Origin of the sequence: Streptosporangium sp. NPDC020145, from assembly GCF_040631275.1 — a bacterium.
In the GTDB taxonomy this organism is placed as follows: domain Bacteria; phylum Actinomycetota; class Actinomycetes; order Streptosporangiales; family Streptosporangiaceae; genus Streptosporangium.
Genome location: NZ_JBEXZT010000018.1, coordinates 76,464 through 98,133 on the forward strand (window position 1 = coordinate 76,464; position 21,670 = coordinate 98,133).

Annotated in this window: 18 protein-coding genes; 9 read left to right on the top strand and 9 right to left on the bottom strand. The window is 71.3% G+C overall.

Features of this window, described 5'->3' with window-relative positions:
* Positions 1–28: 28 nt before the first annotated feature.
* Positions 29–3,154, bottom strand: a complete 3,126-nt coding sequence (locus ABZ463_RS27760) for a cytochrome P450 (RefSeq protein ID WP_362780483.1) — start codon at positions 3,152–3,154, stop codon at positions 29–31.
* A 75-nt stretch (positions 3,155–3,229) separates the two neighbouring features.
* Here ABZ463_RS27760 and ABZ463_RS27765 point away from each other — a divergent pair, with 75 nt between their 5' ends.
* Both ABZ463_RS27765 and ABZ463_RS27770 read left to right on the top strand, forming a co-directional pair.
* Positions 3,230–3,796, top strand: a complete 567-nt coding sequence (locus ABZ463_RS27765) for a TetR/AcrR family transcriptional regulator (RefSeq protein WP_362780485.1) — start codon at positions 3,230–3,232, stop codon at positions 3,794–3,796.
* Between the two features lie 67 nt (positions 3,797–3,863).
* A complete protein-coding gene (locus ABZ463_RS27770; protein ID WP_362780487.1) occupies positions 3,864–6,038 on the top strand; it encodes an ATP-dependent RecD-like DNA helicase in 2,175 nt (724 codons plus the stop codon).
* A 47-nt stretch (positions 6,039–6,085) separates the two neighbouring features.
* Here the strand turns inward: ABZ463_RS27770 and ABZ463_RS27775 are convergent, their stop codons facing one another.
* From ABZ463_RS27775 to ABZ463_RS27795, 5 genes are all read right to left on the bottom strand, one after another.
* Positions 6,086–7,291, bottom strand: coding sequence for a cytochrome P450 (locus ABZ463_RS27775; RefSeq protein WP_352015151.1), 1,206 nt, complete (start codon positions 7,289–7,291; stop codon positions 6,086–6,088).
* Between the two features lie 103 nt (positions 7,292–7,394).
* Positions 7,395–8,387 (bottom strand): Lrp/AsnC family transcriptional regulator, encoded by a 993-nt coding sequence (locus ABZ463_RS27780; RefSeq protein WP_352015152.1) that lies wholly within the window; start codon positions 8,385–8,387, stop codon positions 7,395–7,397.
* A gap of 77 nt (positions 8,388–8,464) precedes the next feature.
* Positions 8,465–9,139: a FadR/GntR family transcriptional regulator gene (locus tag ABZ463_RS27785; RefSeq protein WP_352015153.1), complete on the bottom strand. Its 675-nt coding sequence runs from the start codon at positions 9,137–9,139 to the stop codon at positions 8,465–8,467.
* A gap of 37 nt (positions 9,140–9,176) precedes the next feature.
* A complete protein-coding gene (locus ABZ463_RS27790) occupies positions 9,177–10,211 on the bottom strand; it encodes an MBL fold metallo-hydrolase (RefSeq protein ID WP_352015154.1) in 1,035 nt (344 codons plus the stop codon).
* Positions 10,212–10,329: 118 nt separating this feature from the next.
* A complete protein-coding gene (locus ABZ463_RS27795; RefSeq protein WP_352015209.1) occupies positions 10,330–10,938 on the bottom strand; it encodes a TetR family transcriptional regulator in 609 nt (202 codons plus the stop codon).
* Positions 10,939–11,583: 645 nt separating this feature from the next.
* Between ABZ463_RS27795 and ABZ463_RS27800 the strand changes: the two genes are divergently transcribed.
* Positions 11,584–11,991 carry an acyl dehydratase gene (locus ABZ463_RS27800; protein WP_352015155.1) on the top strand — a complete coding sequence of 136 codons (408 nt, stop codon included), beginning with the start codon at positions 11,584–11,586 and terminating at the stop codon, positions 11,989–11,991.
* A gap of 17 nt (positions 11,992–12,008) precedes the next feature.
* On the opposite strand, the gene ABZ463_RS27805 is transcribed toward ABZ463_RS27800, so the two are convergent.
* On the bottom strand, positions 12,009–13,745 hold the full coding sequence (locus ABZ463_RS27805; RefSeq protein ID WP_362780491.1) for a hypothetical protein: 1,737 nt from the start codon (positions 13,743–13,745) through the stop codon (positions 12,009–12,011).
* A gap of 280 nt (positions 13,746–14,025) precedes the next feature.
* Here ABZ463_RS27805 and ABZ463_RS27810 point away from each other — a divergent pair, with 280 nt between their 5' ends.
* The 5 genes from ABZ463_RS27810 (at position 14,026) to ABZ463_RS27830 (ending at position 17,974) form a co-directional block, all read left to right on the top strand.
* Entirely contained in the window at positions 14,026–15,129 is a 1,104-nt protein-coding gene (locus ABZ463_RS27810; protein WP_362780494.1) for an ABC transporter ATP-binding protein, read from the top strand.
* A complete protein-coding gene (locus ABZ463_RS27815) occupies positions 15,122–15,784 on the top strand; it encodes an ABC transporter permease (protein WP_352015158.1) in 663 nt (220 codons plus the stop codon). Before ABZ463_RS27810 ends, ABZ463_RS27815 begins: the two co-directional genes overlap by 8 nt.
* Positions 15,781–16,452 (top strand): ABC transporter permease subunit, encoded by a 672-nt coding sequence (locus tag ABZ463_RS27820; RefSeq protein WP_362780496.1) that lies wholly within the window; start codon positions 15,781–15,783, stop codon positions 16,450–16,452. The genes ABZ463_RS27815 and ABZ463_RS27820 overlap by 4 nt, the downstream gene beginning before the upstream one ends.
* Before the next feature lie 38 nt (positions 16,453–16,490).
* Positions 16,491–17,417: an ABC transporter substrate-binding protein gene (locus ABZ463_RS27825; RefSeq protein WP_362780498.1), complete on the top strand. Its 927-nt coding sequence runs from the start codon at positions 16,491–16,493 to the stop codon at positions 17,415–17,417.
* A gap of 74 nt (positions 17,418–17,491) precedes the next feature.
* Positions 17,492–17,974 (top strand): flavin reductase family protein, encoded by a 483-nt coding sequence (locus ABZ463_RS27830; RefSeq protein WP_352015161.1) that lies wholly within the window; start codon positions 17,492–17,494, stop codon positions 17,972–17,974.
* Between the two features lie 22 nt (positions 17,975–17,996).
* Here ABZ463_RS27830 and ABZ463_RS27835 read toward each other — a convergent pair whose 3' ends face one another.
* Positions 17,997–18,503, bottom strand: a complete 507-nt coding sequence (locus ABZ463_RS27835; protein WP_352015162.1) for a MarR family transcriptional regulator — start codon at positions 18,501–18,503, stop codon at positions 17,997–17,999.
* Positions 18,504–18,694: 191 nt separating this feature from the next.
* Here ABZ463_RS27835 and ABZ463_RS27840 point away from each other — a divergent pair, with 191 nt between their 5' ends.
* Complete coding sequence (locus ABZ463_RS27840; protein WP_352015163.1) at positions 18,695–19,954, top strand: multidrug effflux MFS transporter; 1,260 nt, start codon at positions 18,695–18,697, stop codon at positions 19,952–19,954.
* On the opposite strand, the gene sppA is transcribed toward ABZ463_RS27840, so the two are convergent.
* A complete protein-coding gene (gene sppA / locus ABZ463_RS27845; RefSeq protein ID WP_362780501.1) occupies positions 19,923–21,623 on the bottom strand; it encodes a signal peptide peptidase SppA in 1,701 nt (566 codons plus the stop codon). The genes ABZ463_RS27840 and sppA overlap by 32 nt on opposite strands.
* Positions 21,624–21,670: the final 47 nt, after the last annotated feature.

Below are 21,670 nucleotides of genomic sequence, written 5' to 3' on the forward strand. Positions count from 1 at the left end.
GGGTGGAATGTCCTATCTCACCGCCGGGTCAGGCGAAGACGTCCTGCTGGTACCGGCCCTGGGCCTCCAGTTCGCGCAGCCACGCCTCGCCGTCGCCTCCGGTCCTGTCGTGGTGGATCTCCGCCAGGGCACGCCGTACGGCGGGCGCCATGCGGAGGCCGTCCCCGCAGACGTAGACGTGGGCACCCTGTTCGAGCAGCTCCCACACCCGGTCCGCCTCGGCGGTGACCGCGTCCTGGACGTACTTGAAGGGGTGTCCGTCGAGCGCGGAGAAGGCCGTGTGCACCCGGGCGATCCCGGCCTCCTGCCAGCCGAGCAGTTCGGCGCGGTAGAGCCAGTCGTGCTCGGGGTGGCGGCAGCCGTAGAAGACCTCGGCGGGTCCGGACGCCCCGGTCAGGGCCCGCTCCTCAAGGAAGCCGCGCAGCGGGGCGAAACCGGTGCCGGGGCCGACGAGGATCACCGGCGTCGCCGGGTCGTCCGGCAGCCGGAACGGCGGGCTGGGAACCCGTACGTATCCGTAGAAGACGTCGCCGGGCTCCAGGCCCGCCAGGTAGGCCGAGCACATGCCCCGGTAGGAACCGCCGCCCGACCAGGAGGGCCCCTCGACCAGGCCGACGGTGATCCTGATCCGCCGGGGGTCGGCCAGCGGCGAGGAGGAGACGGAGTAGTAGCGCGGCCTGATCGGCCCGGCCATCTCCAGGAAGGCCGGCAGCGGCAGGGTGATCGCCGGGAGGCGTTCGAGCAGCGTGAGCACCGAGACCCGCTTGGCGAGGATCTCGTCGGCGTAGGAGGCCTCAAGCTCGGCGAGCTGGCCCCTGGTCCAGGGGCACCGGGTGTGCTCGGCCAGGGTCGCCAGGTCGGAGCGGGTGGCCACCTCCTGGAGCTCGGCGAACTCGGTCAGCAGCAGCCCCGCGGTCACCGGGGTGTCGACGGGCAGGTGGGTCGTCCCCCTGGCGCGCAGCCGTACGACCTGGTCGCGGGGGACGTGGAGCTGACGCAGCGCCCACTCGACGAGTTCGGGGGCGTTCTTGGCGAAGACGGCGATGTGGTCGCCCGCCGTGTAGGACGTCCCCTCGGGCAGTTCGGCCACGATCGAGCGCACCCCGGGCCTGGGCAGCTCGCGGGAGAAGTCCCACAGGCCGGTGGGGTCGCCGGTCAGCTCCTCGGCCGAGACCACGGTCAGCGGGACCGCCTGCGGGGAGACGACCGCGGGCCGCACGTCGGCCTCGGTGAGGACGTCCATCTCGTAGCGGGGACCGGCCTTGGCCGCCGACGTGCCGTACTCGGCCGCCAGCGCCGCCCAGAGCCCTGAGGTCCACGCCGAGACGTCGCCGTCGAAGTCGCCGTCGGCGTCCGCCTCACCCCGTTCGACGAGCGGTACGGCTCCCGCCGCGGTGAGCTTGTCGAAGACGCGTCTGGGGAAGGCCTGGTAGGTGGGCCACTGGGTGTTGCCGCAGCCGAGCAGCGCGAAGCGCACCCCGTCCATGGCGGGCAGCCCCTCCAGGGCGTCGAACCGCTGGGCGTTGTCGGGGGCCTTGCCGTTGTAGGTCGAGGTGATCACCACGAGCAGCCCCTCGGAGGGCGGTTCGAGCTCGTCCAGGGTGGTCAGCGTGGTCGCGAAGCCGGAGCGCCCCGCGACCTCGGCCAGCCGTTCCGCGACGTCGGCGGCGGTGCCGAGGTTGGAACCGTACGCCACGGTGAGGCCGACTCCCGTGACGGCCACCTCCACCGGCTGTTCCCGGACGGTCTCCGCCGCCTCCACCGTCTCCGCGGTGCCCCGCTCGTGGGCCCTGCGCTCCCTGACCCGGATGGTGAAGTCCTCGGGCTTGAGGGTGAGCATCTGCTTGATCTTCATCCGGTAGGCGTCCGGGTCGGAGATCGCGAAGCGCTGCAGCACCATGGCCAGGGCCAGCCTGGCCTCGGTCAGCGCGAACTGGCGGCCGATGCAGGCCCGCTCGCCGTTGCCGAAGGGCTTGTAGGCGGCCGGGTGGTGGCCCTTCCTGTTCTCGGGGAGCCAACGGTCGATGTCGAACTCCTCGGGACGCTCCCACACCCCGGGGTGCTTGTGCAGCTGACCGAGCAGGACGACGGCGACATGGTCCTTGGTGATCGGATAGCCGCCGAGCTCGGTGTCCTCGAAGGGCTTGACGGCGAACGCCGGGATCGGGGACCACAGGCGCAGCGTCTCCTCCAGGACGCGCGGGATCACGTCGAGCTTCATGATCGTGTCGTAGGTCGGGACGGTGTCGCCGGGCAGCAGTCTGTCGACCTCGGCGTAGGCCCTGGCCAGCACGTGCGGGTTGCGCAGCAGGTTGTACAGCGCGAACGACAGCAGGCCGCTGGTGGTCTCGTGCCCGGCGATGAGGAAGGTCAGGACCTGGTTGCGGATGTTCTCGTCGGAGAGCCGCTCACCGCTCCGCGGGTCGGCGGCCTTGAGCATCAGGCCGAGCAGGTCCTTGGTGTCGCCCCTGCCGGTGCTCCTGCGCTGCCTGATGACGTCGTCGACCAGGTCCTGCATGACCTGGATGTCGGACCGGTAGGCCGTGTCCTGCCGCTTCTTGAGCTTGGTGACCAGGGGGAGCTGCCGGTTGCGGAGCATCGCCTCGGTCAGCGAGCGGCCCATCGCCTGCAGGAACGGGTGCAGCTCCGGCGACTGGAAGGAGTTGAACCGGTAGTCGAACCCGGTGAGGGAGATCGTGTCCAGGGCCAGCCTGGTCATGTCGTCGGGCACGTTGACCTCGTCGGAGATCGCCCACTTGCCGACCAGGTTCTGCGCGATCTCCAGCATCTGCGGGAAGTAGGCCTTCATCGAGCGCTGGCTGAAGGCGGGCATCAGGATGCGGTGCGCGTGGCCCCAGACCGGCTCGTCGTGGCGAGCGGTGAACAGCCCGTCGCCGCCGAAGTCGCGGACGATGGACAGCGGCGGGTCGATGCCCTTGTAGAAGCGTGTCTCGTCGCACATCTCGGCGACCATGTCGGGGTCGTAGACGAACAGGACCTTGCGGCCGAGCAGTTCGAGCTGGAAGAGGCCTTCCTCGGCGTATTCGGCGGCGAGCTTCCTGAAGTGCTCGTCGGGCGAGTGCGAGGGGATCTGGAGCGTGTTGCCGAGCAGAGGGAGCCCCTGGGGGGAGGGGATGGAACGGGTCACCGACATGGAACTCCTCCTTTACCGGGCGGCCTCCCGGAACCGCCAGCCATACACTGTATGTCTCAAGCTACCATACGGTGTATGGCAGTGAGTGCGCGAAGGGGACAACCCCTGACAACCCAGGAGATATACGCGGCCGTTCTGCGGCTGGTCGACGAAGGCGGGGTCGAGGGCCTGTCCATGCGGAAGCTGGCGGCCGAACTCGACGTCAACCCCATGTCGCTCTACCACCACGTGGAGAACAAGGACGCGCTGCTGCACGGAGCCTGTACGGCCGTCGCCCTCGGGCTGCGCCTGCCCCCCGACGACGGCACCCCCTGGCAGGAGCAGCTGCGCGCGCTGGCCCACGCCTACCGCTCCATCGCGCTCTCCCACCCGGCCCTGTGGTCCTACGTCAACACCCACCCCGACCTCGTCGAGAAGGAGGAGAACATGTGGGTGGTCTTCAACCGGGTCCTGGCCGCCGCCGGGGTCCCCGCCGGGGAGCTGGTGCGCGTCCGCACGGTGCTCTACACCTTCGTCTCCGGCCTGCTGACCGCTGAGACAGGCGGCCTGCTCGCCGGGCTGGACCCGGACGGGGACGCCGAGACCACCTTCGACGCCGCGATCGACCTCATCCTGGACGCGCTGGAGTCCCGCGCCACCTGAGACTTGTCGCAGTCGCCCGCTAGTGTCCTGGAGAAGAGGTGCCGCACACGATTCCCGGGAGCGCACGGTGACCGTGCTCGCCACAGCGCGCGCGACGGAGCTCGAAGCCTCCGTCGAGCAGCTGGTCTACGTCCGCGACGACGAGTACACCGTCGCGCGGATGAGCGCGGACGACCAGGAGGGCGCCCCGGCGGCCTTCGTCGCCTCGGGGCGCGCCCTGGCCGGCGTGCAGCCGGGCGAGACGCTCAGGCTGACCGGTGAGTGGGACGAGCACCCCCGTCACGGCAGCCGCCTGCTGGTCAGGCGGTGTGAGCGGGTCGTCCCCTCGACCGTGCGCGCGATCAGGCTCTATCTCGGCTCCGGCCTGGTCCGCGGCATCGGGCCCCGCCTGGCCCACGCCATCGTCAGCCACTTCGGCGAGCGGACGCTCACGGTCATCGACACCGAGCCGGAACGCCTCACCGAGGTCGTCAACATCGGCGCGACCCGGCAGGCGCAGATCGTCCAGGCGTGGGCCGAGCAGAAGGCGGTCGCCGAGCTGATGGTCGTTCTGCAGGGCTTCGGGATCAGCCCGCTGCTCGCGGCCAAGATCTACCAGGTCTACGGAAACGACGCCCGCGAGATCCTCACCCGTGATCCGTACCGGCTGATCGGCCAGGTCAGAGGCATCGCCTTCCACACCGCCGACCGGATCGCGCTGCGCTCGGGGGTGCCGGAGAACAGCCCGCGCCGCCTCCAGGCCGCGGTGCTCGACCGCCTGGAGACGGCCGCGGCCCGCGACGGGCACTGCTACCTGCCGCTGACCGTCCTGCTCCCCTCGGCCGCCGCCCTCGTCGAGCAGGAGGAGGAGTCCGTACGGCGGGCCGTCGACGCGCTGGCCGCCGAGCGCGCGGTCGTCGTCGAGGAGTCACCCGCGGGGCCCGGCCTCGTGGTCTACGCCAAGGAGCAGCACGGCCGCGAGGTCGCCTTCGCCACGCACCTGACCAGGCTGCTGCGGGCCGCCTCGACGCTTCCGTTGCGGCCCTTCCCCGACGACGAGAGCCTGCACGAGGACCAGCGGGCCGCGGTGAACCTCGCGCTGACCAGCACCGTCTCGGTCATCACCGGAGGTCCCGGCTGCGGCAAGAGCCACACGGTGCGGGTGATCGCGGCGACCGTGCGGGCGATGGGCGGCGGGGTGACCCTGACCGCGCCGACCGGCAAGGCGGCCAAGCGCCTGTCCGAGCTGACCGGCCTGCCCGCGATGACCGTGCACCGGATGCTCGCCCAGCGGGCGGACCCCGAGGAGGGGACGCTCTTCCAGCGGCTGCCGACGGAGGCCGACCTCATCGTGGTCGACGAGGCGTCGATGCTCGACCTGCAGCTGGCCACCCGCCTGGTGGCGGCCATCCCCTCGGGCGGCCACCTGCTGCTGGTCGGGGACGGGGACCAACTGCCCAGCATCGGGCCGGGCAACGTGCTGGCCGACCTGCTCGGGGTCGAGGAGATCCCACGCGTCCGGCTGACCCACGTCTTCCGGCAGGCCCAGGACAGCGGCATCGTCAGGGCGGCCCACCGGATCAGGTCGGGCCGGCTGCCCGACCTGCCCGGCGGGGGCGGCTTCTGGTTCGAGGAGCTGGACGACCCTGAGCTGGTCGCCGACCGGGTGGTCCACCTGGCCACCGAGGCCATCCCCCGCAAGCAGGGCGTCGGCGGCGACCAGGTCCAGGTGCTGTGCCCGATGCGCAAGGGCGCGACCGGTACGGCCGAGCTGGGCCGGAGCCTTCAGGAGCGGCTCAACCCCGCACGCGAGGGTACGGCCGAGCACTGGTCGGGCCCGTCGGTCTTCCGGGTCGGCGACCGGGTCATGCCGATCCGCAACAACTACGACAAGGGCGTCTTCAACGGGGAGACCGCGACCGTCACGGCGGTGCTCCCGCAGGACCGGGTGCTGGAGCTGCGCACCGGCGACGGGGAGACCGTCCGCTACACCTTCGACGAGCTCGACGAGCTGACCCACTCCTACGCGATCAGCGTGCACCGCTCCCAGGGCAGCGAGTACCCCTTCGTGGTCGCGCCCGTCGTGGCCGAGGCCGGGGGAGTGATGCTGCGCAGGGGCCTGCTCTACACCCTGGTCACCCGGGCGAAGGCGTGGGTGGTGCTGGTCGGTCAGCGCGAGGCGCTCGAACTGGCCGTGCGCCGTCTCGGCCTGCGCCGCAACACCGGCCTGACCCTGCGGCTCACGCTGGGCCTGCGCGCCTGAAGGCCCGCGGCGGACCGGTGGGCGGCCGCCGCAGGCGCGGGAGCGGGTCAGGAGAGGGTGACCGGCAGCTCCTTGATGCCGTTGATGAAGTTGGAGCGCAGCCGCCGGGCGGGACCCGCCTGGGTCAGGCCGGGGAAACGCTCGGCGAGGACCTCGAAGAGCACCCGGAGCTCCATCCTGGCCAGATGGTTGCCGAGGCAGAAGTGGGCACCACCCCCGCCGAAGCCGATCTGCGGGTTGGGGGAACGGCCGATGTCGAAGACGTCGGGGTCGGCGAAGACCTCCTCGTCCCGGTTCGCGGAGCCGTAGAACACCACGACCTTGTCGTTCTCCTTGATCTCCTGGTCGCCGATCACCGTGTCGGCGGTGGCCGTACGGCGGAAGAGGTTGACGGGGGAGACCCAGCGGACGATCTCGTCGGCGGCCGGGGCGGCGAGCGCGCGGTCGGCCACCAGCCGCCGCCACTGCTCGGGGTGCTCGAAGAGGGCCAGCATCCCGCCGGAGGCCGCGTTGCGGGTGGTCTCGTTGCCGGCGACGACCAGCAGCAGCACGAAGAGGTCGAACTCGTTCTCGTCGAGGGTCTCCCCGGTGACGTCCGGCAGGAGCAGTTTGGTCGCGATGTCCTCGCGGGGCCGTTCGCGCCGTTCCGCCGCCAGCGCGTTGGCGTAGGCGTACACCTCGGCCGCCGCCGCCTGACCGGCGGAGGGGCCGGAGGAGTACTCGGGGTCGTCGGCCCCGATCATCTGGTTGGACCAGTTGAAGATCTTGTCACGGTCCTCGACGGGGGCGCCGAGCAGCTCGCAGATCACGTAGAGCGGCAGCGGGGCCGCGATGTCACGCACGAAGTCCACCGCAGGGAGCCCGGTGACCTCGTCGAGAAGCTGGTGACAGATGTCGCGGATGTGCTGCTCAAGGGCGTTGATCATGCGCGGGGTGAAGCCCCGGTTGACCAGGGAACGCCGCCGGGTGTGCTCGGGCGGGTCCTGGTTGAGCATCATGAGCCGCTGGAGCTCGCGCTGCTCCTCGGGCATCTCGTCGAAGAGCGCGAGTCTCCTGCTCGACGAGAACAGGTCGGATCGCCGCGACACGTGCACAACGTCGGCGTGCCTGGTCACCGCCCAGAACGGCGGCCAGTCCCGCTCGGGCTCGCCCTCGTGCAGGTAGACGGGGGCGTTGGCGCGCAGCCAGCGGAACTGGTCGTGGGGTGCACCGTCGCGCGCGTAGACGTCCTTGTCCACAAGATTGATGTCCATTTGAGTCCCTCCTAGGGCGAACCGTATGCGCATCTTCCCTGCGGCGCGCGTGCCTTCCGGTCTGCGAGAACCGGTGCCCCCGCACCGGCCTGAGGGACCCGGGTCAGCCGATCGGGCCCGCCCAGCGGTCGGCGACGCCGTCCCGCTTGATGATGAAGCCGCGTTTCAGCGGCAGGAGGGTCATCGTCGTCTCGATCGCCCTGATCCCGGTCAGTCCGCCGATCTCCCTGAGGATCTCGTAGAGCTCGGAACGGCCGGGGACGGCCACGTGGGCCACGAGCTGGTGGTCGCCCGCCACCGCCAGGACGTATCTCACCTTCGGCAGCCTGGCCAGGGCGTGGCCGACCGTCTCGACCTCCCGCTCCGCGACCCGCAGCCAGAGCGCGGCCTCGATCGGCAGGCCCAGGTAGGCGGGCTCGATCTCCGCGCGGATGCGCAGGATGCCCCTGCGGAGCAGGGAGTCCAGCCTGCGGCGGGCGGTCGACTCGCTGATCCCGGTGGCCGCCGCGATCTCCGCGTGGGTGGCCCGGCCGTCCGCGGCGACCGCGGCGATGATCCGCTCGTCCTCGGCGGAGGGGGTGTCACCGGCGCGCTGGAAGCGCTCGGGCAGCGGCGTCCACTGTTCGAGGAGTCCCTCGATCTCCTGCGGGGTGAGCACGTCCACGTGCCACTCCTGGGGGGTCTTGAAGTAACGCAGCGCCGGGTAGGTGGTGCTCTCGACCACCCCGTCGATCGAGGGGATGTCCCGGAAGATCAGATCGACCAGGGCGTCGTCGGCCACGCACAGCTCCGCGGTGCAGTCGGCGGAGCCGGAGACCAGCGAGACGAACCGGGTCTGGGGCAGCTCGGCCAGCGCGGCGCCGACGTCGATCACCGAACCGGGCCGGCAGCGCAGCCGCAGGATCGCCGAGCCGATCCGGCGGTCGTCGACCACTCCGACGACGGACAGGACGCCCGCCTCCGTCAGCCGGGTGGCCCGTCTGGCCACGTTGCGGGTCGACTCGTCCAGCACTCTTCCGATGCGGTCCCAGGTGGCGCGTCCGTTCACCTGAAGGGCGGCCACCACCCGTAAGTCGGCTCCATCGAGTGGCTGCATGGGGGGCATCCTCGTCGTCGGGGAATCGTTCCGCCCCAAGAGTACGGCTTTGTGATCTTTTATGATGCGATATCCGCTCAGGCGAGCACGCTACGAAGCCACTCCTCGACTCCGGCGACATGGACCGTGGCCCAGGCGCGCGCGACCTCGGGCTGCCGGGCGGCGATGGCCTCGTAGATCGCGGTGTGCTGCTCACGCGTCCTGGTCAGGGCGTTCTCCCTGGTCAGGGCCCGCCAGAGCCTGGCCCGTGTGGTCGGCCCCGACAGGCTCTCGATGAGGGAGCACAGCACCGAGTTCCCCGAACCCGCCGCGATGCGCCGGTGGAACTCCAGGTCGTTGGCGGTCAGCTGCTCGACGCTCGGGTTCTCGGGCAGCCGGGTGAGGATCTCGTGCAGCTCGGCTATCTCGGCCTCGGTCATCCGGGTGGCGGCCATCGCGGTCGCCTCGGGCTCCAGGATCCGGCGGACCTGGAAGAACTCAAGCGCCGTGTCGTCCTGGTGGAAGTCGACCACGAACGCCATCGCGTCCAGCAGCAGGCGAGGCTCCAGGCTGGTCACGTAGGTGCCGTCGCCCTGCCGTACGTCCAGCACGTTGATCAGCGCCAGGGCGCGGACGGCCTCGCGCAGGGAGTTGCGCGACAGGCCGAGCCGTTCGGCCAGGTCGGCCTCCTTCGGAAGCCTGCCGCCAGGGGGGATCTCGCCCTCCAGGATCATCTGCTTGATCCTGTCGATAGCGGTGTCGGTGACCGCCACGCTTCGTCCTCCCTGGTCACGCTCAGACATCGGATGTCTATGAGTGTACGGCGAAGCGCACCATATCTTCCTTGGGGTCCCCCTCGGCGGTACGGCGGACCCGGCCCCGCACCTCAAGGGCACGCAGGTGGGCGGCGGCCTCGGCGGCGGCCATGCCGCGCAGCATGGAGGGCAGGTCGTCCCAGGAGCGCTTCCAGGTCATCCGTGAGGCGATCTCCCAGATGGTGAGCGGCTCGCCCGCCTCGGCCAGCAGGGCCACCAGGGAGGTGAGTTTCTCCTCGTGGTGCGCGCCGATCGCCCGCGCCCGCTCCGCCGTGTCCTGAAATATCCACTCATGGGCGGGCAGGGCTTCGAGCGGTCCCAGCTCCGCCACCTTCTCCAGCGAGGCCAGGAAGTCCCCGAGCGGGTCCATGTCGGTCCGGTCGTAGGGGTAGACGCCGATGTGCGGGGTGATGCCCGGCAGCACGTGGTCCCCGGTGAAGAGCCGGTCGGCGTCCTCCAGGTGCAGGCAGACGTGACCCGGGGTGTGACCGGGGGTCCAGACGGTGCGGAGCCTGCGCCCGGGAATGTCGATCATGTCGCCGTCGCGCAGCGTCCTGTCCGGTGCGGCGGGGGGCTCGGGACGGTAGGCGGTGGTCACCGCCTCGATCTCGGCCGCGCCGGCTCCCGCCCGGCGCAGCATCCCGGCCCGCTCGGTGCGCTGGGCGTCCTCCTCGGCCTCGCGCATGGTCCCGACCAGCTCGGCGTCGGCCTCGTGCATGGCGATCCAGGCCCCGGACTCCTGCCGCACCTGACCGGCGAGTCCGGCGTGGTCGGCGTGGAAGTGGGTGACGACGACCCCCCTGACCTCGCGGATGTCCATGCCCGTGGCGGCCAGCCCGTCCCGCAGGGCCAGCCAGGCGTCGGGGTGGTTCCAGCCCGCGTCGACCAGCACCGGCCCGGCGGGGGACTCGATCGCGTAGATCAACGTGTATCCGAGGGGGTTGCCGGGGATCGGCACGGGCACGCTCCACACCCCGCCACCGATGTCGGTCGGACGCTGTTCGCTGTAGGGCCTGCGGAGGGATTTCAACGGCGGCGCTCCCTGTCTGTCGGCGTCGTCCCGGCGGCTCCACGGTCCAGGGGGTTCCCGGCGCGTCGCTCTAGAACGTTAGTCTGTTCGCCTCGCCGACAGTAACGCGTGCCGGCCTTCAGGGTGAAGGCGGGGCGGGGAAATCGGCGAGCAGCCGGGTGGCGGTGATCTCCAGATGACGCTGGACCTGGTCGTAGGTCCGCTGCCCCCTGAGCATCGCCAGCAGTTCGTGCACCCAGACACTCGTCAGCGAACCCGCGAGGACGCGCTGCTCCTCGGTCACCGTCCGCGCGTCGGGCTCGTGCCCGGAGACGCGCAGCAGCAGGCCGGTCACCCGCTCGGCGAACGGGGTGTCGATCTCCGCCATGATCAGCGAACGGACGAGGGCGTCGGCCAGCTCGGGCTCGCGCATCAGACCCCGGGTCGCGCGCATCAGCACGTCCACGGCACGGCCCGAGGGGGTGGTCGTGGCCGGGGGCCTGCGCTCGACGCTGCCCTCGATCAGGTCGATCTCGTCACTGACGACCGCGACGACCAGGTCCATCTTCGAGGGGAAGTAGCGGTAGAGCGTGCCGAGGGCGACCCCCGCGCGCTCGGCGACGGTGCGCATCTGCATGGCCTCGACGCCGCCGAGGGAGGCCAGGGCCGCGGCGGCCTGGACGATGCGCCTTCGGCGCTGGTGCTGGCTTCTCGCGCGGACACCGCTCGGGTGCGGTTCGCTCTGCATGCCGGATGCCCCCTCGATCGTGGCCGGTCCGGCGCCGCCGGTGGCCGGGGCTCCGCCGGGGCGCGGGGCGACCGGGAGACCCACGGCCGCACGCGGGGTACGCATGAGAACACGTTATCTGACCTTAGCCCGCTCCGGTGGGTTATCTGTCAGTTACAGGGGATCTCTGTCTCCACATGTCACGCGTGTTATGGAGCCCTGTCGTCATCATGGGGCAGGTATGGGGCGGGGTGAAAAATGTAATTGGTTCTACCCCACTGCGCGGAAGTCCTCGGGTACTGGATTTTCGCCCTGGGGAGGGAAAAACCAGCCCGACACATGCGAGCCGTACCCTCCGGAAGGCAGGGGGAAAGGCGGGACCGCCTTCTTCTGGAAGGGTGTGCCGGGGGCGGGACGCCTTCTGGAAGGGTGTGCCGGGGGCGGGACGCGTCGGGTGCGGTCCTTCCCCCACCGACCGGGCCGCCGGGCCGTACGGCGTGGCACGTCGCGGGAGCGCGGTTGTCACGGCGAGGACCCGCGGCCTCGCCGTGCGCCGTGACCCCCGGCGCCGGGAGGACGGTGGTGGTAACTGCCGGAAGGTGTGTGGGCGGTGGCGGCGTCGTGGGCCGCCCACCTGGAGAAGTGGGTATCGGTATGCCGTCGTGTGTGACGTACCGCCAGCAGGATGACGAGTCGGCTCGCAGGTGCGGGCCTCCCGGGAAGGAGGCGGCGTTCGTCGAGGTCGGAACCCTTCTGCCCACCGCCACGATCACGCTGACCTCGACCGCGGGCCTCGCCCCGCCGCACCGTGACCGCCCTGAGGGCGGCCTCCTCGACATCCTGACCACGATGGGCCTCGTCGAGCGGTACGTCACCGACTGGGCGGGACCGGAGGCGCTGGTCCGCGGGATCAACGTCAAGCTCGGCCTTCCCGCCCACGCCGGGGAGACGCTGGCCCTCACCGGGACCGTCATGTCCCGTGAGGGCGAGAGGCTCACGGTGCGGGTCCTGGGACAGATCGGCCTCGGAACACACGTCTCGGGCACCGTCCGTCTCGCCTTCCCCGACCACTGAGGGCGCCGGGCCGGGCGTCAGGGCGTCAGCGGGGTGGGCATCGCGAAGAAGACGAGCATCGCGATCGCCACGCAGACCACGCAGATGACGAAGCCGAACAGCTCCCACGCCCAGTCGTGGCGCTGCCCGCCCCGCCTGGCCTGCCCGCGCCTGCGGCGTGCCCTCCCGCCCAGCCGCGACAGGCGTGTGGCGGGGGCCTTCTCCGAGACGCCGGCGGTCTCGGGTTCTGCGGGGATCTCCCGAGGGGAGTCCGGTACGCCGGAAAGGTCTTCGGGAAGGCCCTCGGGGAGGGGCGCGCGGGCCGGGGCGTCGTCGCCGGGCTGCTCCGCGTGCGCGCCGCGGTGCGCGCCCGTTCTCCTGGCGCTCCGGCCCGGCCTCCTCGCGTGCCTGGCACGGTCCCCGGAGTCCGTGAAGTCCGAGGAGTCCACAGAGGCCTCCACGGTGCCCAGCTCGTCGGTCCGCAGCGGCCAGCCGGCCGGGGCGGGCCGTACGGCCTCCGGTTCGGGGAGGACCGGGGCGGCGGCGTCCAGTTCCTCGGCCCGCAGCGGCCAGCCGGGCAGCGGCGTCACGACCCCGGAGGCCTCGAAGGCGGCGAAGTCCTCGGGGGCCGTCTCCCTGGGAGCGGCGGCGACCAGTTTGTCGGAGTGCTGCCTGGGCCTCGGCTCGGGGGTGAACGGCTGGAACAGGTCCTCGGCGGCGCCCTCATGGCGGGTGGCGGGCGCGTCGTCGAGCACGTCCCCCGGGATCGGGGCGGGCAGCGGCTTCGCCCCGCGCGGCTTGGGCCGCTGGAGCCTGCGCCGGGGAGTGCGCGGGACGATCTCGTCGAGCGCGCTCAGCACCGAGTCCTTGAGCTTGGGCATCGGCTCGGTCGTCGCCTCGTGCGCGGAGACGACGTCGGGGTCCGGCGGGGAGAAGGGGTCGGGGAAGTTGTCCCGCGCGGGCGCGGCGGGGAAGAAGTCCGCGGGGGAGAAGGGCGGCGGCAGCTCCGGCGTGGCGAAGACGCTGGTGCTGGTCAGGGCGTCGGTGTCGGCCAGCGGCAGCGGCCAGGCGGGCGGCGTCGGCCACAGGGGCCTGAGCGAGACCGGCAGCGCCGGGGTCCGCGTGGGGGAGGCCGGGGGGAGCGCCGGCGCGCCGGGGAGCCCCAGAACGGCCGCGCGCAGTCCGGCGGGGGGGACGGCCCACGGGGCGCGGACGAGCACGTCCCTGATCGGGGCCACACCGAGCGCGCCGAAGGCGTCGGCCAGGTGGGCCGGGACCCTGGCAGAGACCAGGGCGAGCTGGAGGGACTGGGCGAAGCGGCGGCAGGCGCTCACGGTCAGCTCGTCGGCCGTGTCGGCGGCCACGTCGAGCACCCAGGACAGCTCGGCGGTGTCCATCTCGCACACGCCGGACAGGTACAGCACCTCGCGCTGGTGCGGGCGCAGGTCGTGCAGCACCCGGTCGACGAAGAGGGAGACCGGGTCGGCGCCGGGCAGCGGGGCGGCGTGGACGACGTCCCGCTGGTGGATCTCGCGGCGGGCGAGCGCGTACAGCGCGGCGCGCGGCGGCCGTGCGTCGGAGACGGCGCCCGAGGAAGCATGAGTGGAGGCGCCAGAGGAGGTGAGGGTGGCGAAGACGGCCGCCAGCGCCGTGCCCGCGGCCCCCGGATCGCCCAGCTGGTCGTGGCAGTAGGCGAACAGCCCGGCGGCGTGTGTGTCATAGAGCTCGGTAATCAGTTCGCCGCGCGAGCGCTGACCGAGGATCGGTTGGTTCACGAGACCGGTTCCTCTGGGGTCGTGGTGAGAAGCGAGGGCGAAAAGCCCGTGGTACGTGTGACTGGAGGGGTCGATGTCCACGATATGGGTAATCGTGGTGAGACGCCGAGATTCTGGGCACTATTGAGTGCTCTTTTGCTCGATATCTCACGATCCCGGATGACTTGGCCGGGGGGACGGGGTCGAATGTCGGAGGGCCACCGTAGGCTGTCGGTCGGACAGATCATGGGGCGGTTGTGGCAGGGGGGCCGCGGCCCTGCCGAGAAGCATGGGGTTGCGCATGATCACATTTGACGGGGTCACCAAACGCTACGCCGACGGGACCGTGGCCGTCGACCGTCTCAGCCTTGAGGCGCCGACGGGCGAGATCACGGTCTTCGTGGGCCCCTCAGGATGCGGCAAGACCACCTCACTCCGCATGATCAACAGGATGATCGACCCGTCGGAGGGCCGTGTCCTCCTCGACGGCGTCGACGTCACGACCATCGACCCACCGGCCCTGCGCCGGGGCATCGGTTACGTCATCCAGCAGGCGGGCCTCTTCCCGCACCGCAAGATCGTCGACAACGTCGCGACGGTGCCCCACCTGCTCGGCTGGAACAGGAAGAAGGCCCGCGACCGCGCGATGGAGCTGCTCGAACGGGTCGGGCTCGACCTCGGGCTCGCCGAGCGCTACCCCTTCCAGCTCTCCGGCGGGCAGCAGCAGCGTGTCGGCGTCGCCCGCGCGCTGGCGGCCGACCCGCCGGTGCTGCTGATGGACGAGCCGTTCAGCGCGGTCGATCCCGTCGTGCGCACCAGCCTGCAGGAGGAGCTGCTGCGGCTGCAGGCCGAGCTGAACAAGACCATCGTCTTCGTCACCCACGACATCGACGAGGCCGTCAAACTCGGCGACCGGGTGGCCGTGCTGCGCGTCGGCGGCCACCTCGCCCAGCTCGACGACCCCGCGACCCTCCTGTCCAGGCCCGCCGACGACTTCGTCCGCGAGTTCCTCGGCCGCGACCGGGGCATCAGGCGCCTGTCGTTCGTCCCCGGCCAGGAGGTACGGCTGCGCACCGACCTCACCGCGCCCGTCTCCGCCGAGGTCGCCGGCCTGCGCGCCGCGGCCGATCCCTGGCTGGCGGTGCTCGACGAGGACGGCAGGCCGCTCGGCTGGGTCAAGGTCGCCGACCTGCCCGCCTCGGGCACGCTCGCCGACGTGCGGCCCGCGCCGTACGGGACGTTCGTCAGGGGGCGCGACTCGCTGCGCGCGGCGCTCGACGCGACACTGCTGTCCCCGTCGGGGTGCGCGATCGCGGTCGACGACGCCGGGCGGGCCGAGGGCGTGGTCACCCGCGAGGCGCTGAACGAGGCGCTCGACCGGGTCGCCGGGGGCGCCCATGCGTGAGGAGCCGCTGGTCCGCTGGGACTGGATCGGGCGTAACTGGCCCTCCATCCAGTCCCTCCTCGAAGATCACGTCGTCATGTCGCTGGTGCCGATCGTCGTCGGGCTGCTCGTCGCGCTCCCGCTCGGGCTGGCCTGCGTCCGCTGGCGCGGGATCTACCAGCCGACCATGAGCGTCATGAACGTGACCTACTCGCTTCCCTCACTGGCCGTCTTCGTCATGCTCATCCCGGTCACGGGCCTGGCCACCAGGGCGACGGTCATCGTTCCGCTCGCCTTCTACTCGCTGGCGGTGCTCATCCCGGCGGTGGTCGACGGGCTCGGCTCGGTTCCCGACCACGTGCGCCAGTCCGCGGTCGCCATGGGCTTCACCCCGCTGCGCAGGCTGTTGCTGGTCGAGCTGCCGATCGCGGTCCCGGTGGTGCTGGCCGGGCTGCGCGTGGCCGCGGTCTCCAGCATCAGCCTGGTCAGCGTGGGGGCGCTGGTGGGCAGGGGCGGTCTCGGCTACCTGTTCATCGACGGCTGGCAGCGGCAGTTCTACACCCCGATCATCGTGGGCGTGGTGCTGGTCGTGCTGCTGGCCGCGATCGCCGACGCGCTGCTCGTGCTGGCCCAGCGGCTGCTCACCCCGTGGTCACGGGCGAGGGGGACGACATGAACTGGCTGGTCGACTTCTTCGGCGACCCGGCCAACTGGTCGGGCTCCGACGGCATCCCGGTACGGCTGGCCGAGCACCTGCAGTTCTCCGCGGTCGCGTTGCTGCTGGCCATGCTGGTGGCGCTGCCACTCGGGCTGTGGATCGGGCACACCGGCAGGGGGGCGCTGCTGGTCGTGCTGAGCGCCAACGCCGCCCGCGCCCTGCCCACGCTCGGCCTGCTGGTGCTGGTCGTGTTGCTGGCAGGCCTGGGCACCGACCTGCCGGTGCTGATCCCGCTGGTCGCGCTGGCCGTGCCGCCCATCCTCGTCAACACCTACGAGGGCGTCAGGGGTGTCGACCCCGACCTGAGGGACGCCGCGTACGGCATGGGCCTGCGCGGCGGCCAGGTCCTGGGGCGGGTGCTGGTGCCGGTCGCGCTGCCGCTGATCCTGCTGGGCCTGCGGCTCGCGGCGATCCAGGTGGTGGCGACCGCGACCGTGGCCGCCTTCGTCGGACTGGGAGGCCTGGGGCGCTACGTCGTCGACGGGTTCGCCACCAACGACTACCCCCGCACCCTCGCCGGGGCGGTGCTCGTCGCGCTGCTCGCCCTGCTCGTCCAACTCGTCTTCGTCCTGATCCAGAGACTGGTGGTCTCACCGGGGGTGAGGCGGCGTAACGCCGTACGGTAATGTCACCTTTACCTCCCGCCTTAGAAGGGAAAAGCACGATGAAGCGCCTTTTCAGCACCGTGGTGGTCACCCTCGCCGCGGCGCTCACACTCAGCGCGTGCGGTGGCGGTGATCCGCTCACCAACACCTCCCCGACCCCGGCAGACTCCGGGGCCGCGCCGGCGACCGGGGGTGGCGGGGGCAAGGTCGTCGTCGGCTCGGCGAACTTCCCGGAGAACGTCCTGCTCGCCGAGATCTACTCCCAGGCCCTTGAGGCCAAGGGCGTCCAGGTCGAGAAGAAGCTCAACATCGGCAGCCGTGAGGTCCTCTACGGGCAGGTCAAGAGCGGTGGCCTGACCATCCTGCCGGAGTACGTCGGCTCGCTGCTCGCCTTCATCGACAAGTCGGCGACCGCCAAGAGCAAGGAAGACGTCGTCGCCGCGCTCAAGGAGAAGCTCCCCGCCGAGCTTGAGGTCCTCGAACCCGCCGCGGCCGAGGACAGCGACTCGCTGACCGTGACCAGGGAGCTCTCCCAGAAGGTCGGCCTGGTCACGATCGAGGACCTGGCCAAGGTCGCCAAGAACTACACCGTCGGCGGCCCGCCGGAGTTCCAGACCCGCCAGGAGAAGGCCCTCAAGGAGGCCTACGGCCTGGAGTTCAAGGAGTGGAAGAAGACCGGTGACGCGACCGCCGACGCCATCAAGGACGGCACCATCGAGGTCGGCAACGTCTTCACCACCGACCCCAAGGTGATCATCAACGGCCTGATCTCGCTGCAGGACACCAAGCACGTCTTCGGCGCGGGCAACGTCGCGCCCCTGGTCAACAAGGCCGGGGTGAACGAGACCGTCACCGGCACGCTGAACGCGGTCTCCGCCAAGCTCGACACCGCCGGGCTGCTCACGCTGATGAAGCGCGTCTCGATCGACAAGGCCGACGCCGCCACGGTGGCCAAGGACTGGCTGACCCAGAACGGTCTCGCCTGACCCCGCCGGTCCTCCAGCACGGCCCGTGCCGCCCCGCGGCGCGGGCCGTGCGCCGTTTTCGCCATGATTGACCAATGAACGAGTTCGTCGAGGCCATGGGACAGGTGCCGACCGCCGTGACGGTCGTCACGGTGAAGGACGAGCGCGACGACGTGGGGGCGACCGTCGGCACCTTCACCTCGGTCTCACTCGATCCGCAGCTGGTCATGGTGAGCATGGACAGCGGCGGCTACCTCAACGAGCTGCTGCTGCGCCGCGACCGCTGGGCCGCCAGTGTGCTGTCCGGCGGGCAGAAGGCGATCGCCAGCCGGTTCGCCACCGCGGGCCGTCCCGGCGCCCGGCTCCTGCTGGCCGGAACGCCGCACCACCGGGGCGAGCTGAGCGAGGCACTCGTCGTGGACGGCGGCGTGACCGCCCTGGAGGCCGAGACGATCAAGGTCGTCCCCGCCGGGGACCACACGCTCTTCGTCGCCAGGGTGCTGGCCGTCGACTACGTCACCCCCGGCCTGACCCCTCTCGTACGGCTACGCGCCCGCTACCGCCCGGCCGGCGGCTGAGCCCGCCGTACCGGGGGCGCGTTCAGGGGGCCGTCATGTCGCGCAGGCCCGCCTCCATGACCTTGACCAGCTGGGTGAGCCCCTCGATGATCTGGGCTCGCTGCTGGGCGGTCATGCCGCTGAGGAGGCGCACCTCGACGGCGAGCTGCTGCGGGAACAGCGTGTTCACGACCTCGCTGCCCTCGTCGGTGAGGTGGACCAGGGCGGCCCTGCGGTCGGCGGGGTTGGCGGTGCGGCTGATGTAGCCACGCCGTTCCAGCTTGGCCAGGGTCTTGCTCAGCGCGGCGGGGGAGCGGCTCATCTGCCTGGCGAGCTGCCTGGCGATCGTCGGCTGTTCGGCGTACCTCAGCCGGAGCAGCACGTCCAGCTCGGGGGAGGTCACCGAGGCACCGGCGAAGAGTGGCTCGATGGCCAGGTCGAGCAGCGCCTGAACCCGTTTCAGCGGGCCGACGACCTCCATCGAGGAGGTGTCGAGGCCTGGATACATCTGCCGCAACCGCTCGTACACCTGCTGGGCGGGGGCTTGCATGAGCCCTCCAATTCGTTAACCTATAAACTACTTATATCCGTTAACTAGTTAACTACCTGTTGCCGATGTCGCCCATCGTAGCGGCGTCACGTTCGCCCGGTGGCGAGAAAGCAGTTCGTGCCATGCCCAAGGACCCCCCTCTCGCCGCCCCCACAGCGACAGACACAGTGACAGACGCAGTGACAGACGCAGTGACAGACGCAGCGACCGGTGAACGGCCGCCGGAACACGTCGGACGGCTGCTTGTCGTGCTCGCCGCCCTCGGCGCCGTCGCCCCGCTGGCCACGGACATGTACGTCCCCGGCTTCCCCGGGCTGGTCCGGTCTCTCGGCACGACCGAGTCGTCGGTCCAGCTGTCCATGACGGCCTTCCTCATCGGCCTGGCCGTCGGGCAGATCCTGCTCGGCCCGGTCAGCGACGCCGTCGGCCGCCGTAAGGTCCTGCTCGGCGGCGCGACACTGTTCACGGTGTTCTCGCTGGTCTGCGCGCTGGCCCCGAACGTCGACGTGCTCAACGTCGCCCGCCTGCTCGAAGGCGTCGCGGGGGCGGCGGGCATGGTCGTCGGCCGCGCCGTCCTCACCGACCGCTTCCACGGTACTCCCGAGGCCCCGCGTCACTTCGCGACCCTGTCGGTGATCGTGTCCTTCGCCCCGATCGCCGCCCCGGTGCTCGGCGGAGCCATCCTCGGCGTCGCCTCCTGGCGGGTCGTCTTCGCGGCGCTCGCGGGCTTCGGCGTCCTGCTGGTGCTGGGCGTCCTGGCCTGGGCGCCGGAGAGCCTGCCCGCCTCCCGCAGGCACTCGGGCGGGGTCGGCACCACCTTCAGGGCCATCGCCGGGCTGTTCGGCAGGCGCGCCCTCATGGGGTACGTCCTCACCTCCTCCTTCTGCGGCGCGGCCCTGTTCACCTACATCGCGGGCTCGGCGTTCGTGTTCCAGGACGTCTACGGCGTCTCACCCACCCAGTACAGCCTCATCTTCGCCGTCAACGCCCTCGGCATGCTGGTCGGCGGGATCGTCTTCGGGCGGGTCGCCTCCCGGGTCAGGATCAACGCCCTGCTGACCGTGGGCCTGGGCACCGCCCTGGCGGCGACGGCCGTACTGCTCGTGGTGCTCCTCACCACGGGCGGCGGGCTCGTCGTCACCTGGGTCTGCTTCTTCCTGGTCATCGTCGGCTTCGGCCTCGTCCTGCCCGCGAGCACGACCATCGTCCAGGCCCTCGGCCACGACGCCCCGGGAGCCACCTCCGGCCTCCTCGGCGGCACCCAGTTCGTGCTGGGCGCCGCCGCCTCCCCGCTGGCGGGCCTGTTCGGGACGGACAGCCCGACGCCGACGGCCGCGGTCATGCTGGTCGCTCTCGCACTGGCCGCCCTGGCCCTGGCGTTCGCCCGTCCGTGGCAGGGCCACGGAGAGCCGGTACGGCTCAGCGGATCGTCCACGACCCGGGAAGCATGAGCGGCCCGTAGGACGGCAGGCCGAGCTCGGCGGCCAGGTGGGCCAGCGGCCCCCACGACTCAAGGCGCAGCCGCGTCATGGCGGCGGCCTTGTCCTCGCTGGAGTCCGCCGGGCGCAGGCGCTCGATCGGGTTGAGCCGGGGGTAGGCGCGCACCGGGGCGTCCTCGGCCAGACCGCCCTTGCGCCGGGCCAGGGCGAGGGCGTCCTCAAGGCCGCCGAGCACGTCGACGAGCCCGCCCTCGTGGGCGTCGGCGCCCGTCCAGACCCGGCCCCTGGCCAGCTCGTGGACGCGCTCCCGTGACAGGCCGCGCCCCTCGGCCACCTTGTTGACGAAGTCGTCGTAGACCCGGTCGAGCCAGACGTTGATCCGCTCCCACTGGGCCTCGGAGAAGGCGTGCGTCGAGGAGAACATCCCGGCGTTGGCGCCCTCCCCGACCGACTCGGTGGAGACACCGATCTTGTCCAGCAGACCGCCGATGACGGCCTTGCCGCCGAACACGCCGATGGAGCCGGTGAGCGTGCCCGGCTGGGCCACGATCGCGTCGGCGGACATCGAGACCATGTAGCCGCCGGAGGCCGCGACGTCGCCCATCGAGACGACCACGGGCTTGCCCGCCCTGCGGGTGAGCACGACCTCACGCCAGATGGCGTCGGAGGCCACGTAGGACCCGCCGGGGCTGTCCACCCGGAAGACGACGGCCTTGACGTGCTCGTCGCGCCGGGCGGCGCGCAACGCGGCGCAGACGGTGTCGGACCCCATCGCCTCGCCGCCGCCCAGGGGGCTGCGCCCGCTGCGGCCCAGCCGGATCGGGCCGCTGCCGTGCACCAGGGCGACCGTCTGGCCGCCCGGCTGCGGGAGCTTGCCCGCGATCGGTCCCTTGGCGTAACGGCCGACGTAGAGCAGCAGGGACTCCTCGCCCGCGGCCCTGCGCACCTCGTCGTAGACCTCGTCGCGGTAGGCGAGCCGGTCGACGAGCCCGGCCTCGACCGCCTCGGCACCGATGAAGGGCCCCCGGTCGATCAGCTCCCTGACCTTGGCGGGTTCGAGGCCGCGACCCTCGGCGACACCCGCGACGACCTGCTCGACGACCGACTCGGTGATGCGGCCCAGCGACTCGCGGTGGGCGTCGGTCATGCGGTCCTGGGTGAAGGTGTTGGCGGCCGTCTTGTACTCGTGTCGCTGGCCGATCTGGTACTCGACGCCGAGCTTGCCGAGCGCGCCCCGCAGGAAGCGCTGTTCGAGGGAGACGCCGGTCAGCCCGACGTCACCGGAGGGCTGCAGGTAGACCTTCTCGAAGGCGGTGGCCAGGTAGTAGGGGACGGTGCCCGCGCCGAACTCCCCGAAGGTCTCGGAGAAGGCCACCGTCAGCTTGCCCGCCTCCCTGAGCCGGGTCACCGACCGCCGTAGCTCCTGAACCGTCGCCAGGCCGATGGGCCGGGTGCCGACCTTGACGATCAGCGCCCTGACCCTGGGGTCCTTCGCCGCGCGCCGCAGACCGGAGAGCACGTCGGCCAGCCGCGTCTTGCGCATGGACAGGATCGCGCCCAGAGGGTCGGCGGGAGGCCCCTCGAAGAGCCCCTCGGTGAGGTCGAGCTCAAGGACAAGCGGAGCGGTCCGCCGCTGCCTGAACCGGTCGACGGTGTCGATGATCACCTTGGTCGCATCCATGCTTGACACCCTAAGCGACGTCTTGGCGACAGGGTCCTGTGGCGGCG